The following is a 16,773-nucleotide window of genomic DNA, read 5'->3' on the forward strand; positions in this document are numbered from 1 at the left end:
GGTACCTACTCCAGGAGGAACCATGCCAGTCGCCGTCATCACCGGCGCGTCAGCCGGGCTGGGGCGGGCCCTCGCCGGGGCCCTCGTCCGTCGCGAATGGACAGTGCTGGGCACCGCGCGAGGCGAGGAGGCCCTGCGCGCCGCCGCCGAGGAGCTCGGGTTCACGGCGGTGCCCGGCGACGTCACGGACGCCGGGCACCGGGCGCACCTCAAAGAAGTCGTCGGTGACCGCCTCGACCTGCTCGTGAACAACGCCAGCACCCTCGGCCTCAGCCCGCTGCCGCCGCTGCTCGACTACCCGCTCGACGAGCTGGAAACCGTCTTCCGCACCAACGTGTTCGCCCCGCTCGCCCTCACCCGCCTGCTGCTGCCCGCGCTGGCGGCGCAGAACGGCACCCTGATCGACATCAGCTCCGACGCCGCCGTGGAACCGTACGAGGGCTGGGGCGCCTACGGCTCCGCGAAAGCGGCCCTCGACCACGCGACGGCGGTGCTCGGCGTCGAGAACCCGCGGCTCGCGGTCTACGCCGTCGACCCCGGTGACCTGCGCACGGCCATGCACCAGCTCGCCTTCCCCGGCGAGGACATCTCCGACCGGCCGCTGCCCGAAACGGCCGTGCCCGCGTTCCTGCGCCTGCTCGACGAACGCCCGCCCAGCGGCCGCCACCGCGCGGCCGACCTCCTGGCGGCGGTGCGCTCATGACCACGCGGTTCTCGCTGCCGGACGACCTGCTCGCCACCGCGCCGCCCGAAGCCCGCGGCCTCGCCCGCGACGAGGTCCGCCTGCTCACCGCGAGCCCGGAAGGCGTGCGGCACAGCACGTTCCACGACCTCGGCGAGTTCCTGAACCCCGGCGACCTGCTCGTGGTCAACACCTCAGGCACCCTGCCCGCGGCCGTCGACGCCACCCGCGGCGACCACGTCGTCGGCCTGCACTTCTCCACCGAACTCGACGACGGCACCTGGGTCGTCGAGCTGCGCGCCCCCGGCGGCCCGCTGCTCGACGGCCACGAAGGCGAACACCTGACGCTGCCCGCCGGCGCCGCCCTCACCCTGCTCAGCCCGCACGTCGCCGGCCAACAGCGGCTCTGGCGCGCCCGCGTCGACGTCGAGGGCAGCGTCACCCGCTACCTCACGCTCGTGGGCCGCCCGATCCGCTACGGCTACGTGCCGCGCGCCTGGCCGCTCACCGACTACCAGACCGCCTTCGCCCTCGAACCCGGTTCCGCGGAAATGCCGAGCGCCGCCCGGCCGTTCACGCCGGAACTGGTCACGCAGCTGGTCGCGAAAGGCGTGCTCTTCGCCCCGATCCTGCTCCACACCGGCGTCTCGTCGCCCGAAGCCGGCGAACCGCCCTACGCCGAGCGCTTCCGCGTGCCCGCCACCACGGCCGCGCTGGTCAACTGGGTGCGCTCGCAGGGCGGGCGGATCGTCGCCGTGGGCACCACGGCCGTACGGGCGCTCGAATCGGCGGTGGAAAACGGCGAGGTGACCGCCGCGTCCGGCTGGACTTCGCTGGTCCTCGGGCCGGACCACCCCGCGCGGATCGTCGACGGCCTCGTCACCGGCCTGCACACGCCCGAAGCCTCACACCTGCTCCTGCTCGAGGCGGTCGTCGGGCCCGACCTGGTGCAACGCGCCTACGACGCGGCCGTGGAACGGAGGTACCTCTGGCACGAGTTCGGTGACGTATCGCTGCTGCTGAGCAGGTGAGCTGATCCGCCACCACGGCAACCGGCGAGCCTCGGCTAACCCGCAGCCGCCGCCGCTGTCAAGAGGCGGGTGCGGGTTTTCCCGGCATGCGGATGTCGGTGCGCCCGGGTGAGGGGCCGTGCGAACCTCGCCGGGACCCGTCACCGCCGGAAGGGCCCACCCGTGCGCACGCTCCCGAGAACCCGCCTGCTCGCCTCCGCGCTCGTCGCGCTGACCGCGGTGGGTGCGCTCGCGGGCTGTTCGCGCGCGGATCGCCCGCAGGCGGCTGCCGCCGACGAGGGCGCCGCGACCGAGGTCCGCCTCGGGTACTTCCCGAACGTCACGCACGCACCGGCGCTCATCGGTGTGGACAAGGGCTTCTTCACCCAGCAGCTGGGCAAGACGAAGCTCACCACGCAGACGTTCAACGCCGGCCCCGACGAGGTCAACGCGCTGCTCGGCAAATCGCTCGACATGGCGTTCATCGGCTCCGGCCCGGCCATCACGGCGTTCAGCAAGTCGGAGGGCGCCATCCAGCTCGTGTCCGGCGCGGTCACGGGCGGCGCGCAGCTCGTGGTGAAGCCCGGCATCACCAGCGTCGAGCAGCTCAAGGGCAAAACGCTCACCACGCCGCAGCTCGGCAACACCCAGGACGTCGCGCTCAAGAAGTTCCTCGCCGGCAAGAACCTCACCGGCCAGGTCACCGTGACCACCATGGACAACCCGAAGACGCTCGACGCCTTCCGCAAGGGCGACGTCGACGGCGGCTGGCTGCCCGAGCCCTGGTCCTCGCGGCTGGTGCTCGACGCCGGCGCGAAGGTGCTGGTGGACGAGAAGTCGCTGTGGCCCGACGGCCGGTTCCCGACCACCGTGGTCATCGTGCGCAGCGAGTTCCTGCAGCAGCACCCCGACACCGTGCGCGCCGTGCTGAAGGGTGAGCTGGCCGCCATCGACTGGGCCGAAGCCAACCCAGCCGACGCCAAAACCGTGGTGAACGCGCAGCTCAAGAAGCTCGCCGGCAGCTCGCTGAGTCCCGCCGTGCTCGACCGCGCGTTCTCCGGCATCGCGCTGACCACGGACCCGGTTCCGGAGCAGTTCCCGCAGCTGGCGCAGGACTCGGTCACCGCGGGGATCGCGAAGTCCGCGGTGGCGCTGAAGGGGTTCGCCGACTTCGGGCCGCTCAACCAGGTGCTCCAGGAAGCGAAACAGCCCGCCGTCGAAGCCCCGGCCCTGGCCAAGTGATTCAGGAAGGCGAGCGATGACCATCACCCTCCCCAGCGGACGGACCGACTTCACCGGCACGGCCGCCGTGCGCCTGACCGGCGTCGGCAAGGCGTTCGGCCAGGCCGGGCGCGCCGTGGTGGCGCTCGACGGCGTGGACCTGGCGGTGGCCCCGGGCGAGTTCGTGTGCCTGCTCGGCGCGTCGGGCTGCGGCAAGAGCACGCTCCTGAACCTCGTCGCGGGCCTCGACGCGCCCTCGGCCGGCGAGATCACGCTCAACACCTCACGTCCGGCGGTGATGTTCCAGGAAGCCGCGCTGATGCCGTGGCTCACCGCTTCACGCAACGTCGAGCTGCCGCTGCGGCTCGCCGGTTTCGGCCGCGCGGAACGCCGCCGCAAGGCCGCCGAGCTGCTGGACCTCGTGCGGCTCAGCGACGTCGGCGACAAGCGGCCCCACGAGCTCTCCGGCGGGATGCGCCAGCGGGTGGCGCTGGCCCGCGCGCTCGCGGCGACCCACCGCGTCGGCGGCGACGCCGAGCAGGCGCTGCTGCTGATGGACGAGCCGTTCGCCGCGCTCGACGCCATCACCCGCGACGTGCTGCAGGGCGAGCTGCTGCGCGTGTGGGGGACCACGGGCACGTCGGTGCTGTTCGTGACCCACGACGTGCGCGAGGCCGTGCGGCTGGGCCAGCGCGTGGTGCTGCTGTCCTCACGGCCCGGCCGGGTCGTGCGCGAGTGGACCGACGTGCCGCTGGCCGACACCGAAGAGCTCACCGAGGAGATCACCGGCCACCTGCGAAAGGTGATCAGCACCCATGCCGCGGCCTGAGGGACCCGTCGACGAGCTGGACGCGGTCGGGTCCGGCCTCGACGCGCTCGACGCCCCGGTGGGCGAGCGCCGCCCGTCGTTCTGGCGGCGGTTCGCGTGGGGTTTCCTGCCGCCGGTGGTGGCGCTCGTGCTGCTCGTGATGGTGTGGCAGATCCTGTGGGCCGCGGCGTTCTGGCCGGAGGCGCAGCTGCCCGCGCCGCTGGCCGTGTGGAACGAGTTCTGGGACCGCCTCACCGACGGCGAGGTGTTCGGCTTCATCTGGACGTCGCTGCACCGCGCCGCGCTCGGCTTCGCCGCGGGCGTGGTGATCGGGACGCCGCTGGGCCTGCTCGTCGCCAAGGTGCGCGTGGTGCGCGCGGCCATCGGACCGCTGCTCACGGGGCTGCAGAGCCTGCCGTCGGTGGCGTGGGTGCCGGCCGCGATCCTGTGGTTCGGCATCAACGACGCGGCGATCTACTTCGTCGTGCTGCTCGGCTCCGTGCCCTCGATCGCCAACGGTCTCGTGTCCGGCATCGACCAGATCCCACCGATCCTGCCGCGCGTCGGCCAGGTCATGGGCGCGCGCCGGCTGGCCGCGGCCCGGCACATCCTGCTACCCGCCGCGTTGCCCGGGTTCCTGTCCGGGCTGAAGCAGGGGTGGGCGTTTTCCTGGCGGTCGCTGATGGCGGCCGAGCTGATCGCGCTTTCGCCGCAGCTGGGCATCGGGCTCGGCGCGTACCTGAACCAGGGTTCGTCGCTCAACGCCATCGAGAAGGTGATCGCGGCGATCTTCCTGATCCTGCTGGTGGGGATCGGGATCGAGCTGCTGGTGTTCCGGCCGCTCGAACGCGCGGTGCTGCGCGCGCGGGGCCTCACGGCCTCTTTGTGAGTTCTTGACGGGGCTCACCTGACGCGGGTTTCACCGGACCCACCACAATGCCGGTCATGGCCCCCGCGATCCTGGCGCTGCTCGCCGATCTGATCTTCGTCGTGCGGTTCCTCCGTGAGCCAAGGCGCTTCGGCAACGCGGTGTGGTTCGCGCTCGCGGTGGTGCTCACCGGCCTGTGGCTGTTCAGCCTCACCGCGGGCCTGGTGTGGCTGCAGACGGTGCTGCTGATCGTCGTCGCGGTGGTGGCGGTGGTCGCCGGCCTGGTGCTGCCGTGGGCGCTGGTCGCCAACGGCTCCGTGATGTGGCGCCGCGAAGGCCACCGCCCGGCCAACATGCTGTCGCTGCTCGCGGGCCTGGCGATCATGGCGGTGTACGTGTTCACGGTCGGCGCGGTCGTGTTCACGCAGGTGGCGCCGTGGCTGATCGTGGTGGCCATGTCGGTGCTGCTGCTCACGGCCTACGTCGCGTTCGTGTTCACCGCGCTGCTCATGTACTCCGTGCTCTACAGCCGCCTCAACCGCCGCGCCCACGCCGCCGCCATCATCGTGCTGGGCTCCGGCCTCCTCGGCGACCGCGTGCCGCCGCTGCTCGCCAGCCGCCTCGACCGGGGCGTCCAGTGCTACCGCCGCTCACCCGACGCCGTGGTCGTCGTCTCGGGCGGCCAGGGCAGCGACGAGCTCACCTCCGAGGCGGCGGCCATGGCGGCCTACCTGGAAAACGCCGGCGTCCCGCGCACGGCCATCCTCCTGGAGGACAAGGCCACGACCACGGACGAGAACCTCCGCTTCAGCGTGGAACTGCTGCAGGAGCAGGGGATTTCCGGCCGCGTGCTCGCGGTCACGAACAATTACCACGTGTTCCGCACGGCCATCCTCGCCCGCCGCCTGCGCCTGCGCCTGGACGTGATCGGCGCGAAAACCGCGTCGTACTTCGTGCCGAGCGCGTTCCTGCGCGAGTTCGTGGCTTTGCTGGTGCAGTACAAGAAAACGAACCTCGCCGCGGTCGTCGTGCTGGGTGCTTTCCCACCGGCGGTCGCCTTGCTCGGCCAGATGTAGCGGGCTCCCTCCTGCGGCCCTGAGCGCCCCGGGTTCCTGGGGTGGGTTGGCGAGGGGGCCGGAGCGGAAACGAAAACCGGCCCGCAGGCAACTGCCTGCGGGCCGGTCTGAAGTGGACGGTCAGCGCCCGGTGCGGCGCGAGCCGGCGCGGGTGCCGGAGGAGAAGGCCGCCGCGCCGCGGGAAGCGCCGGCGCCGGAGCGGCCGGGCTGCTGGGAGCGGGTGGTCGACTGGCCGGAGCCACCGCGGTGCTGACGCTGGTCACCTTGCGTGCGGGCCGCGGCCGCGCCACCGCGACCGCCGCCGGTGCGACCGGCACCAGCGGCGCCGCCACGGCCGGCGCCGGAGCGGCCACCGGCACCACGACCGGCCTCGCCACGGCCACGACTGTCGCTCACCGCGCCGCCACGACCGCGACCGGCGCCATCACCCGAGGCACCACCGCGGCCACGACCGGCACCGTCGTTGAACGAGTCCCGGCCGCCACCGGCGGCATCCCGCCCGGCACCGTTGCGGCTCGAACCCCGACCGGCGGACTCGCCGCGACGCGACTGAGCCGCCGCACGGGAGCCCTGCCCACCCCGGTTCTCCGGCGCGGGTCCGCCCCGGCGGCCACCGCGGCCGCTGCGAGCCGACGGGTCGGAGCCGGAAGCGGTGACCTTCTTCGGCCGGTCGTCGACGATCGGACGGCGCGGGGAAGCGTCGAAGGTGCGCTCACCGGGCGCGAGTTCGGCCAGCAGCGGGTGGCCGGGGCCGATCTGCGTGGTGGTGGGCTTGATGCCGGCCTTGCGGGTGAGGTCGCGGACGTCGGCGCGCTGCTCGTCGGTCATCAGCGTGACCACGGTGCCCGACGCGCCGGCGCGCGCGGTGCGGCCGGAGCGGTGCAGGTAGGCCTTGTGCTCCACCGGCGGGTCGGCGTGGATCACGAGGGTGACGTCGTCCACGTGGATGCCGCGGGCGGCGATGTCGGTGGCGACCAGCGTGCGCGCGGCGCCCGAGGAGAACGCCTCCAGGTTGCGCGTGCGCGCGTTCTGGCCGAGGTTGCCGTGCAGCTCGACGGCCGGAACACCGCTGGCGACGAGCTTGCGCGTCAACGACTTCGCGCGGTGCTTCGTGCGCGTGAACACCAGCGTGCGGCCCGGCGCGGCCGTGAGGTCGACCAGCACCGGCAGGCGGTGGGTCTCCTCGAGGTGCAGCACGTGGTGGGTCATGGTCGACACCGGCGACTGGGCCGAGTCGACACTGTGCGTGACCGGGTCGTGCATGAAGCGCTTCACCAGCACGTCGACGCCGCCGTCGAGGGTCGCGGAGAAGAGCAGCCGCTGCCCGCGCTCGGGGGTCTGGTCCATGATGCGCCGCACCTCGGGCAGGAAGCCCAGGTCGGCCATGTGGTCGGCCTCGTCGAGCACGGTGATCTCGATCTGGTCGAGCTTCACCTCGCCGGAGCGCATGTGGTCGGCCAGGCGGCCGGGGCAGGCGACGACGATGTCCACGCCGTCACGCAGGCGCGTGATCTGCGGAGACGCGCTCACGCCGCCGAAGATCGTGGTGGTCTTGAGGCCCAGCACCTTGCCGAGCGGCGCGATGGTGGCCTCGATCTGGGTGGCGAGCTCACGCGTCGGCGCGAGGATCAGTGCGCGCGGGCGGCCGGGGCGCCGGCGCGTGGGGCCGGCGGCGAGGCGGGCCAGCACGGGCAGCGCGAAGCCGTAGGTCTTGCCGGAGCCGGTGCGGCCGCGGCCGAGCACGTCGCGGCCCGCGAGCGTGTGCGGAAGCGTGGCTTCCTGGATCGGGAACGGCGAGGTGACGCCCTGGTCCGCCAGAGCGTCGACCAGGGACTTGGGCAGGCCGAGTTCAGTGAAAGTGGTCATAAGTGCGTACGGGCGCGATTAGGTGCGCCCCGGTTCTCCATACATGAGTGGGGTTGTCCTGCCCGGCGCAGACCTCGGGGGGCCGCGGCGCGTGGTAGTCGACAACGAAACGCGGCCCGAGGCAGAACTGAGCGGACCGCAAGATCAGTATAGCCGACCGTGAGCGAGCGGCCGAGTGAGTTTGCCCGCACCCTCGTCGCTTGCTAAGTTACCCGTCGGTAATCACGGAGGAGAGCCATGCCGCTGCTCAACCCGCGGGCCTACGACCCGCAGTCGTTCGACCCGGAGACCCGGCGCCTGCTGCTGGCCACGATCGAGTGGTTCGAGTCACGCGGCAAGCGCAAGCTCACCGAGGACTACCACAACCGCACGTTCTACGCGGACTTCCTCGAGTTCGCCGCGAAGGAAGGCCTCTTCGCCACCTTCCTCACCCCGGCCGCCGACGCCGACGGCGACGAGACCAAGCGCTGGGACACCAGCCGCGTGGCGGCGTTGTCGGAGATCCTCGGCTTCTACGGCCTCAACTACTGGTACCCGTGGCAGGTCACCATCCTCGGGCTCGGCCCGGTGTGGCAGAGCGGCAACGAGGTGGCCCGCAAGCGCGCGGCCGACGCGCTGGCCGCGGGCGGCGTCGGCGCGTTCGGTCTGTCCGAAAAGGACCACGGCGCCGACATCTACTCCTCCGACCTCGTGCTCACACCCGACGGCCACGGCGGCTACCGCGCCAACGGCTCGAAGTACTACATCGGCAACGGCAACGTCGCCCGCACCGTGTCGGTCTTCGGCCGTGTGGAGGGCGTCGAGGGCCCCGACCAGTACGTGTTCTTCTACGCCGACGCCACACACCCGAACTACCACGTGGTGAAGAACATCGTGCCCTCGCAGATGTACGTGGCCGAGTTCCGGCTCGAGGACTACCCGGTGCACGCCGAGGACCTCCTGCACGTCGGCGCGGAAGCCTTCAGCGCCGCGCTCAACACCGTGAACATCGGCAAGTTCAACCTGTGCTTCGGTGGCATCGGCATGGCCACGCACTCGCTGTACGAGGCCATCACCCACGCCCACAACCGCGTGCTCTACGGCAAGCCCGTCACAAACTTCCCGCACGTGCGCCGCGAGTTCGTGGAGGCCTACGCGCGCCTGGCCGGCATGAAGCTGTTCTCCGACCGCGCCGTGGACTACTTCCGCTCCGCCGGCCCCGACGACCGCCGCTACCTGCTGTTCAACCCCATCACCAAGATGAAGGTGACCACGCAGGCCCAGAAGGTGATCGGGCTGGTCGCCGACGTGGTCGCGGCCAAGGGCTTCGAGGCCGACACCTACCTGGCCATGGCCAAGAACGACATCGACGGCCTGCCCAAGCTCGAGGGCACCGTGGCCGTGAACCTCGCGCTCATCGCGAAGTTCATGCCTGCCTACCTCTTCGCGCCCCAGGACTACGCCGCGGTGCCGACCCGCGCCGACGCCACCGACGACGAGTTCCTCTTCCGCCAGGGCCCGGCGCGCGGCCTGTCGAAGGTGCGCTTCCACGACTGGAAAACGGCCTACGCCAAGGCTTCGCGCCTGCCGAACGTCGCGCTCTTCCGCGAGCAGGCCGACTACCTGGTGCGCCTGCTCACCGAAGCCACGCCCGACGAGGCCCAGCAGGCCGACCTCGACTTCGGGCTCGCGCTCACGGAGCTGTTCACCCTCGTCGTCTACGGCCAGCTGATCCTGGAACAAGCCGAGCTCACCGGCGAGTCCGACGACGTGGTGGACCAGCTCTTCGCCGTGCTGGTGCAGGACTTCAGCGCCGCCGCCGTGGACCTCAACGGCAAGGCGAGCTCCACGGACAAGCAGCAGGAAATCGCGCTCGCGGCCCTGCGCAAGCCGGTCGTGGACGCCGACCGCTTCGATCGCGTGTGGACGGTGGTTCGGGACCTCTCGGGAGCGTACGAGATGAACGCCTGAGCCGCGTTGTCCGCGAGGACAACGAAGAGCCTCGTTCCGGTTGGCCGGGAACATCGCCACCGCGGCGACCCTCCTGCACGGTGTGGAGACAACCCCAGCCACACCACCCAGGAACGAGGCTCCTCATGGCCGCTCCCGCACTACCCACCGTCGTCCTGATCCACGGTGCCTTCGCCGACGCGTCCGGCTGGCAGGCGGTGGCCGCCGGCCTGCGCGAACGCGGGTATCCGGTGCTCGCGCCGGCCAACCCGTTGCGCGGGGTCGCCCACGATGCCGCTTACGTCAAGGACGTCGTGTCGACGATCGAGGGCGACGTCGTGCTGGTCGGGCACTCCTACGGCGGCTGCGTGATCACCAACGCGAGCAGCGACAGTCCGAACGTGCGTGCGCTCGTCTACATCGCCGCATTCGCGCCGGACGAGGGCGAGACGTTGCTCGAGTCCTTCGCGCTCGGCGGCGGGACGTCCGAACTCGGCGAGCGCCTGGTCCGGCGCCCGTACCCGGGTGCGCCCGAGGGCGACGCCGACGGGTACATCGACCTGGCGGCGTTCCACCAGCTGTTCTGCGCCGACGTGCCCACCGACGTCGCCGCTTTCATGGCCGTCGGCCAGCGCGGGTTCGCGTTGTCCTGCCTGTCGACGCCTTCGGGTGTGCCCGGCTGGCGGACCATCCCGAGCTGGTATCTCGTGGCGGCCGACGACGCCACGATCCCGCCGGAGGCCGAGCGGTTCATGGCGAAGCGAGCCGGAGCGCAGACGGTGGAGGTCGCCAGCTCGCACGTGGCGATGATCAGCAAGCCGGCCGAGACGATCGAGCTGATCGTCGCCGCGGCCGCCGGGTGAAGCAGACACAGGACAGATACGGGGCACTGGGCTGATCCAAAGCACTAGGCTGACCTGGTGACGCGACGCGAGGCCACGAGCGGCCCCGATCCGGAGCTCGTGGCACTCGCCGGACGGTTGCTGGGCACCATCGAAGAGTTCGCGGACGAGATCGCGTCCGCGATCGAAACCCGCGTCGAGTTCTACGGCACGCACACGGTGGTGCCGGCCGACGATCTGCGCCACTCCGTGCAGGGCAACCTCGAGTACGTGCTGCGGTCCCTGCACGAGGACCGGTACGCCGATGTCGCCGCGGCCCGGACCACCGGCGCGCTGCGGGCCGAGCAGGGAGTGCCGCTGTCGGTGGTCATGGCGGCGTTCCGCGTGCTGTTCAGCCAGATCTGGCACAGCCTGGTGCTGCACGCCCGCACCCGGGAACAGGTGTCCGATCAGGCGTTGGTGGACGCGGCGTCGGACCTGTGGTCCGCCCACGACACCTTCGCCGAGGAGATGGCCGCCGCGCACCGCGAGACCACGATGGCTCTGGTGCTGCGCAACGAAGGCGAGCGCTCGGCCCTGGTCGGCGCGCTCCTGGAGGGCCGGCCGCTGCACGAGACGTCCGTGTGGGAAGTGGCCGACGTGCTCCGCCTGCCCAAGCGCGGGCCGTTCGTGGTGGTCGCGGCCGAGTCGGTGCAGCTGGCCCAGGAAGCGCTGCCCGGCATCGAGAACCGCCTGCGAACCCGGCGCATCGGCTCGGCCTGGCGGCTCACGCCTGACGCGCAGATCGGGATCGTGCGCTTCGAGAACGACGCCGACCTGCGCCCACTCGCCTCGACCCTCACCGAGTCGGCGCGCAGCCGGATCGGCGTGAGCCCGCCGTACCTGGCGCTCACGGAGACGGCGGCCGCGCTGCGGTTCGCGCGCATCGCGTTGGCGAGCACGGTCGCCGGCAGTCCGCGCGTGACGATGTTCGACGACTTTCCCCTCGCCGTCGCGGCGGTCAGCGCACCCGACGCGATGGCCCGGGTCCGGCAAGCCGTGCTCGGGCCGATCCTCGACCTGCCCGCCGAGCACAGCAAAGTCCTGCTCGAAACGCTGGCCGCGTGGCGCGACAGCGGGGGATCGGCCTCGGAGGCGGCAGCGGTGCTCTTTTGCCACCCGAACACCGTCCGCCACCGGCTGCGGCGGATCGAGGCGGCCACCGGGCGATCGCTGAGCGACCCGAAGGCCACGGCGGAGATCCTGATCGCGCTCGAGGCCGCGTTGCTGGGAATCGCGCAGTGACGAAGGGCGGGCCAGGGTTTCCCACGCACCAGCCGTGAAAATAATTCTCTGTTCAATCCTGGCGAATGGATTCACCAGAGAATTTTGGTGAGGAGAACTACGCGGATCACGGCGCCGTTGACTGCCGCTGCGGCCCGCCCACTGCCGGCAGTTGCCCGGCGAACCCGGAAAACGGGGCTGACATCGGGTCAGACTTGGCGCTGCTCGTCGGACCGTACATCGTGGGGCTCGGTCTTCTGTGCGGATTGGCCGCCGGACTTGTGGCGGCCACGGGAAGGCGTCACACGAGTGACCGCCCAGCGCTGAACAACCCTTGATCTCCAAGGTATTCGTACCAGAGCTCAGCAATTCATCCGAAGCCCGAGGACCCGCTCCTCGGGCTTCGGCGATGCCACGGCGAACCGCGAACCCGGGCAGCGCTTGTCCGCGCGGCTACGCTGGCGCGTCGTGACCGCACCTCGCCTCGAAGCCCAGGCCATCGCCACCGCGCGGCTGGACCTGCTGCCGCTGCTCGTCGAGCACGCCGGGGAGATGGCGCAGGTGCTGGCCGATCCGGCGCTGCGCACCTTCATCGGCGGCAGCCCGGACACTCCGGAAGCCCTGCGCACGCGTTACCAGCGCATGACCGCCGGCTCGCCCGACTTGGCCGTGACGTGGCTGAACTGGGTGATCCGGCTTCGCGACGAGGACTGCCTGACGGGCACCGTCCAGGCGACCGTGAGCGCCGCCGGCGCCGAGGTCGCCTGGGTGGTGGGGACGCCGTGGCAAGGCCGCGGCATCGCCACCGAAGCCACCCAGGCGCTCGTCGCGTGGCTCGAACGGCAGCCGGTAACCGTCGTCTTCGCCCACATCCACCCCGGGCACCGGGCTTCCGCCGCCGTGGCCACCGCCGCCGGGCTCACGCCCACCGACGAGTGGCACGACGGCGAAATCCGCTGGCTGCGGATCTTCTGACCGGTCAGGACCGGCCTGAACAACCCTGACCAGCCCTGACCAGCTCTGACCGAGAGCCTTACTTGCCGAACCCGGCCCGCCGCAGCGCGTCGGCCATCGAGCCGTTGCCGCCACCGCCGCCGGAGTTCCCGCCACGGCCACCGCCGCCACCGCCGCCGCGATTCTGCTGACCACGCCGCTGACCGCCGCCGCCACCCTGGCCGCCACCGCCACCACCGCCGCCCTGACCGCGGTCCCGGCCGCCGCCACCGCCATTACGGCGGTCCTGCGACGAAGCGCCCGGCTCGTCGTCCAGCCGCAGCGTGAGCGAGATCCGCTTGCGCGGCACGTCGACGTCGAGCACCTTCACCTTCACGATGTCGCCGGGCTTCACGACCTCGCGCGGGTCCTTCACGAAGTTCTTCGACAGCGCCGACACGTGGGCGAGGCCGTCCTGGTGCACGCCGACGTCGATGAACGCGCCGAACGCGGCCACGTTCGTGACCACGCCCTCCAGCGTCATGCCGGGCTTGAGGTCGCCGATCTTGTCCACGCCCTCGGCGAAGGTCGCCGTCTTGAACGCCGGACGCGGGTCGCGGCCCGGCTTCTCCAGCTCGCTCAGGATGTCCGTGACGGTCGGCAGCCCGAAGGTCTCGTCCACGAACTGCGCGGGCTTGAGGGCCTGAAGCGTGCGCGCGTTGCCGATCAGCTCGCGGATGCCCGCGCCGGTGCTGTCCAGGATGCGCCGCACGACCGGGTAGGCCTCGGGGTGCACCGAAGACGCGTCGAGCGGGTCGTCGCCGTCCGGGATGCGCAGGAAGCCCGCGCACTGCTCGAACGCCTTCGGGCCGAGCCGCGCGACCTCCTTCAACGCGGTGCGCGACTTGAACGGACCGTTGGAGTCGCGGTGGGCCACGATGTTCTCCGCGAGGCCCGTGGTGATGCCCGAAACCCGCGTGAGCAGGGGAGCGGACGCGGTGTTCACGTCCACGCCCACCGCGTTCACACAGTCCTCCACCACCGCGTCGAGCGAGCGCGACAGCGACACCTCGGACAGGTCGTGCTGGTACTGACCGACGCCGATCGACTTCGGGTCGATCTTCACCAGCTCGGCCAGCGGGTCCTGCAGCCGGCGCGCGATGGAGACGGCGCCGCGCAGCGACACGTCCATGCCCGGCAGCTCCTGCGAAGCGAACGCCGACGCCGAGTACACCGACGCGCCCGCCTCGCTGACCACGGCCTTGGTGAGCTTCAGGTCCGGGTGCTTCTTGATCAGCTCCTGCGCGAGCTTGTCCGTCTCGCGCGACGCGGTGCCGTTGCCGATCGAGATCAGGTCCACGTGGTGCTTGGCCGAGAGCACGGCCAGCTCCGCGATCGACTGGTCCCACTTGTTCGCCGGCTGGTGCGGGTAGATCACGTGCGTGTCCACGACCTTGCCGGTCGCGTCGACCACGGCCACCTTCACGCCGGTGCGGAAGCCCGGGTCGAGGCCCATCGTGGCGCGCGTGCCGGCCGGGGCGGCCAGCAACAGGTCACGCAGGTTGGCCGCGAACACGCGCACGGCGTCGTCCTCGGCCGACTGGCGCAGCCGCATCCGCAGGTCGATACCCAGGTGCAGCAGGATCTTCGTGCGCCAGGCCCAGCGCACGGTGTCGCCGAGCCACTTGTCGGCGGCACGCCCGTCCTGCTTGATGCCGAACTGCTGCGCGATCCGCATCTCGTACTCGGTCGGCCCCACGCGCGGCTCGGCGTCTTCGGCCTTCGGCTCCTCGGGCTCCATGGAGAGGTCGAGGACCTCCTCCTTCTCGCCGCGCAGCATCGCGAGGATGCGGTGCGAGGGGAGCTTCGTGTACGGCTCGGAGAAGGTGAAGTAGTCGGCGAACTTCGCGCCTTCCTCCTCCTTGCCCGCGCGGACCTTCGACGCGAGGTGGCCCTGGGTCCACATCTTCTCGCGCAGCTCGCCGATCAGGTCGGCGTCTTCCGCGAAGCGCTCCACGAGGATCGAGCGGGCACCGTCGAGCGCGGCCTGTGCGTCGGCCACGCCCTTCTCGGCGTCGACGAACACCGCGGCCGCGGCCTGCGGGTCGGTGTTCGGGTCGTTCATCAGACCGTCGGCCAGCGGTTCGAGGCCGGCCTCGCGCGCGATCTGGGCCTTCGTACGCCGCTTCGGCTTGTACGGCAGGTAGATGTCCTCCAGGCGCGACTTCGTGTCCGCGGCCAGGATCTGGGCCTCGAGCGCCTCGTCGAGCTTGCCCTGCGTGCGGATCGACTCCAGCACGGCGACGCGGCGCTCGTCGAGTTCCCGCAGGTAACGCAGCCGTTCCTCGAGCGTGCGCAGCTGCGCGTCGTCGAGCATCCCGGTCACTTCCTTGCGGTACCGGGCGATGAACGGCACGGTCGACCCCCCGTCGAGGAGATCGACGGCCGCCTTGACCTGCCCTTCGCGCACCTCCAGCTCTTCGGCGATCCGCTGCTCGACCGACTGCACGCTCACAACCAGGCTCCTGCTCCGTCTTGGCGTTCCGTGCCGAGCATTCTGCCGCCCGGCGCCGTGCGACTTTCGTATGGCCCCGTCGAAGCGACGCCCGAACGGTTCCTTGACACCGAGATTGGTCTAGTCCACTTTGTGGTGACCTGCCTCACTCTTTCGTGGAGGTCTCGCTGTGTTCTCCAAACGGTCCCCGTCTTCTCGCTCGTTTCGCAAACCCCGCCTCGCCTTCGGCGCGCTGGTCGCCACCGTGGCCACGTGCCTCGGTGTCACCTTCGCGCTCGGCGGCAGCGCTTCGGCGGCCAACATCCTCGCCAACCCCGGCTTCGAAAGCGGCAGCCTCTCCGGCTGGACCTGCAGTGGTTCCGCCTCCGTGGTGTCCAGCGGCGCCCACGGCGGTACCAAGGCGCTGAGCGCCGCCCCGTCGTCGTCCGACACCGCGCAGTGCTCGCAGCAGGTGACGGTGAAGGCCAACACCGTGTACAAGCTGTCGGCCTGGGTGCAGGGCAGCTACGTCTACCTGGGCGTGTCCGGCACCGGCGGCGCCGACACCAACACCTGGACGCCCGGCACGAACGGCTGGAGCCAGCTGTCGCTGAACTTCACCACCGGCGCGTCCACGAGCATCACCGTGTACCTGCACGGCTGGTACGGACAGCCGGCCTACCTGGCCGACGACGTGAACCTCGACGGCCCGGGCACTCCGCCGCCGACGACCCCGACCACGCCGACGACCCCGACCACGCCGACGACCCCGACCACTCCCTCGACCACGCCCACCACTCCGACCACATCGCAGCCGCCGGTCACCGGCGACCTGGCCAAACACGTGCTCACGGGCTACTGGCAGAACTTCTACAACGGCGCCAAGGCCCTCAAGCTCGCCGACGTGCCCACGCGCTACAACATCATCGCCGTGGCCTTCGCCGACGCCACCGGCTCACCGGGCGCCGTGAACTTCACCCTCGACCCGGGCCTGTCGTCGCAGCTCGGCGGCTACACCGACGCGCAGTTCCGCGCCGACATCAAGACCGTGCAGGCGCGCGGCCAGAAGGTGATCATCTCGGTCGGCGGCCAGAACGGCACGATCAACGTGAGCGACTCGACGTCGGCGAACAACTTCGCCAACTCGGTCAAGTCGCTGATCTCGACCTACGGCTTCGACGGCGTGGACATCGACCTCGAGAACGGCATCAACGCCACCTACATGGGCCAGGCGCTGCGCAGCATCCACAACGGCGGCGGCTCGATCATCACGATGGCCCCGCAGACCATCGACATGCAGTCCACGCAGGGCGGCTACTTCCAGCTCGCGCTGGGCATCAAGGACATCCTCACGGTCGTGAACATGCAGTACTACAACTCGGGCACCATGCTCGGCTGCAACGGCCAGGTCTACGCCCAGGGCACCGTCGACTTCCTCACGGCGCTCGCGTGCATCCAGCTGCAGGGCGGCCTGCGGGCCGACCAGGTGGCGCTCGGACTGCCGGCTTCGGGCCCGGCGGGCGCCGGCTCGCAGGCCCCGTCGAACGTGGTCGCGGCCCTCAACTGCCTCGCCCGCGGCACGAGCTGCTCCGGCTTCAAGCCTTCGACGACGTACCCGGCGATCCGCGGCGCCATGACCTGGTCGATCAACTGGGACGCGTCCGCCGGGTACGCGTTCGCGAACACCGTTGGCGGCGCGCTCGCGAATCTGCCGTAAGGGGGCGGCTCCGGACAGGACTTGGAAGGACTCCCGCGACGGCAGGGAGGGCGTCGTCGCGGGA

Annotated in this window: 13 protein-coding genes; 11 read left to right on the plus strand and 2 right to left on the minus strand. The window is 71.0% G+C overall.

Annotation, left to right across the window (positions count from 1 at the left end):
• Nucleotides 1-22 precede the first annotated feature (22 nt).
• From VSH64_RS45895 to VSH64_RS45920, 6 genes are all read left to right on the plus strand, one after another.
• Nucleotides 23-703 (plus strand): SDR family NAD(P)-dependent oxidoreductase, encoded by a 681-nt coding sequence (locus tag VSH64_RS45895; protein WP_326569007.1) that lies wholly within the window; start codon nucleotides 23-25, stop codon nucleotides 701-703.
• Nucleotides 700-1,713, plus strand: a complete 1,014-nt coding sequence (locus VSH64_RS45900) for an S-adenosylmethionine:tRNA ribosyltransferase-isomerase (RefSeq protein ID WP_326569008.1) — start codon at nucleotides 700-702, stop codon at nucleotides 1,711-1,713. The genes VSH64_RS45895 and VSH64_RS45900 overlap by 4 nt, the downstream gene beginning before the upstream one ends.
• A gap of 162 nt (nucleotides 1,714-1,875) precedes the next feature.
• Nucleotides 1,876-2,934: an ABC transporter substrate-binding protein gene (locus VSH64_RS45905; protein ID WP_326569009.1), complete on the plus strand. Its 1,059-nt coding sequence runs from the start codon at nucleotides 1,876-1,878 to the stop codon at nucleotides 2,932-2,934.
• A gap of 16 nt (nucleotides 2,935-2,950) precedes the next feature.
• Complete coding sequence (locus tag VSH64_RS45910) at nucleotides 2,951-3,742, plus strand: ABC transporter ATP-binding protein (RefSeq protein ID WP_326569010.1); 792 nt, start codon at nucleotides 2,951-2,953, stop codon at nucleotides 3,740-3,742.
• The gene (locus VSH64_RS45915) at nucleotides 3,729-4,610 is read left to right on the plus strand and encodes an ABC transporter permease (RefSeq protein ID WP_326569011.1); all 882 of its coding nucleotides are present in this window, start codon (nucleotides 3,729-3,731) and stop codon (nucleotides 4,608-4,610) included. The genes VSH64_RS45910 and VSH64_RS45915 overlap by 14 nt, the downstream gene beginning before the upstream one ends.
• Nucleotides 4,611-4,666: 56 nt before the next feature.
• Nucleotides 4,667-5,665, plus strand: coding sequence for a YdcF family protein (locus VSH64_RS45920; RefSeq protein ID WP_326569012.1), 999 nt, complete (start codon nucleotides 4,667-4,669; stop codon nucleotides 5,663-5,665).
• 120 nt (nucleotides 5,666-5,785) lie between these two features.
• Here the strand turns inward: VSH64_RS45920 and VSH64_RS45925 are convergent, their stop codons facing one another.
• On the minus strand, nucleotides 5,786-7,531 hold the full coding sequence (locus VSH64_RS45925) for a DEAD/DEAH box helicase (protein ID WP_326569013.1): 1,746 nt from the start codon (nucleotides 7,529-7,531) through the stop codon (nucleotides 5,786-5,788).
• A gap of 237 nt (nucleotides 7,532-7,768) precedes the next feature.
• On the opposite strand from VSH64_RS45925, the gene VSH64_RS45930 reads away from it, so the two are divergent.
• The 4 genes from VSH64_RS45930 (at nucleotide 7,769) to VSH64_RS45945 (ending at nucleotide 12,540) form a co-directional block, all read left to right on the plus strand.
• The gene (locus VSH64_RS45930; protein ID WP_326569014.1) at nucleotides 7,769-9,481 is read left to right on the plus strand and encodes an acyl-CoA dehydrogenase; all 1,713 of its coding nucleotides are present in this window, start codon (nucleotides 7,769-7,771) and stop codon (nucleotides 9,479-9,481) included.
• A gap of 125 nt (nucleotides 9,482-9,606) precedes the next feature.
• Nucleotides 9,607-10,323 carry an alpha/beta fold hydrolase gene (locus VSH64_RS45935; RefSeq protein ID WP_326569015.1) on the plus strand — a complete coding sequence of 239 codons (717 nt, stop codon included), beginning with the start codon at nucleotides 9,607-9,609 and terminating at the stop codon, nucleotides 10,321-10,323.
• Nucleotides 10,324-10,380: 57 nt separating this feature from the next.
• Nucleotides 10,381-11,586 (plus strand): PucR family transcriptional regulator, encoded by a 1,206-nt coding sequence (locus tag VSH64_RS45940; RefSeq protein ID WP_326569016.1) that lies wholly within the window; start codon nucleotides 10,381-10,383, stop codon nucleotides 11,584-11,586.
• A gap of 447 nt (nucleotides 11,587-12,033) precedes the next feature.
• Nucleotides 12,034-12,540, plus strand: a complete 507-nt coding sequence (locus VSH64_RS45945) for a GNAT family N-acetyltransferase (RefSeq protein ID WP_326569017.1) — start codon at nucleotides 12,034-12,036, stop codon at nucleotides 12,538-12,540.
• Between the two features lie 58 nt (nucleotides 12,541-12,598).
• On the opposite strand, the gene VSH64_RS45950 is transcribed toward VSH64_RS45945, so the two are convergent.
• Nucleotides 12,599-15,013 carry a Tex family protein gene (locus tag VSH64_RS45950; protein WP_326569018.1) on the minus strand — a complete coding sequence of 805 codons (2,415 nt, stop codon included), beginning with the start codon at nucleotides 15,011-15,013 and terminating at the stop codon, nucleotides 12,599-12,601.
• A 232-nt stretch (nucleotides 15,014-15,245) separates the two neighbouring features.
• Between VSH64_RS45950 and VSH64_RS45955 the strand changes: the two genes are divergently transcribed.
• Nucleotides 15,246-16,709 carry a chitinase gene (locus tag VSH64_RS45955; RefSeq protein ID WP_407655720.1) on the plus strand — a complete coding sequence of 488 codons (1,464 nt, stop codon included), beginning with the start codon at nucleotides 15,246-15,248 and terminating at the stop codon, nucleotides 16,707-16,709.
• The last annotated feature ends 64 nt before the right edge of the window (nucleotides 16,710-16,773 follow it).

Source organism: Amycolatopsis rhabdoformis (assembly GCF_035918295.1).
Classification (GTDB): domain Bacteria; phylum Actinomycetota; class Actinomycetes; order Mycobacteriales; family Pseudonocardiaceae; genus Amycolatopsis; species Amycolatopsis rhabdoformis.

Bases quoted from the DNA above. Each gene is read 5' to 3' on its own strand.
- VSH64_RS45895 (WP_326569007.1), top strand. From the start codon at position 23: ATGCCAGTCGCCGTCATCACCGGCGCGTCAGCCGGGCTGGGGCGGGCC.
- VSH64_RS45900 (WP_326569008.1), top strand. From the start codon at position 700: ATGACCACGCGGTTCTCGCTGCCGGACGACCTGCTCGCCACCGCGCCG.
- VSH64_RS45910 (WP_326569010.1), top strand. From the start codon at position 2,951: ATGACCATCACCCTCCCCAGCGGACGGACCGACTTCACCGGCACGGCC.
- VSH64_RS45915 (WP_326569011.1), top strand. From the start codon at position 3,729: ATGCCGCGGCCTGAGGGACCCGTCGACGAGCTGGACGCGGTCGGGTCC.
- VSH64_RS45920 (WP_326569012.1), top strand. From the start codon at position 4,667: ATGGCCCCCGCGATCCTGGCGCTGCTCGCCGATCTGATCTTCGTCGTG.
- VSH64_RS45925 (WP_326569013.1), bottom strand. From the start codon at position 7,531: ATGACCACTTTCACTGAACTCGGCCTGCCCAAGTCCCTGGTCGACGCT.
- VSH64_RS45930 (WP_326569014.1), top strand. From the start codon at position 7,769: ATGCCGCTGCTCAACCCGCGGGCCTACGACCCGCAGTCGTTCGACCCG.
- VSH64_RS45935 (WP_326569015.1), top strand. From the start codon at position 9,607: ATGGCCGCTCCCGCACTACCCACCGTCGTCCTGATCCACGGTGCCTTC.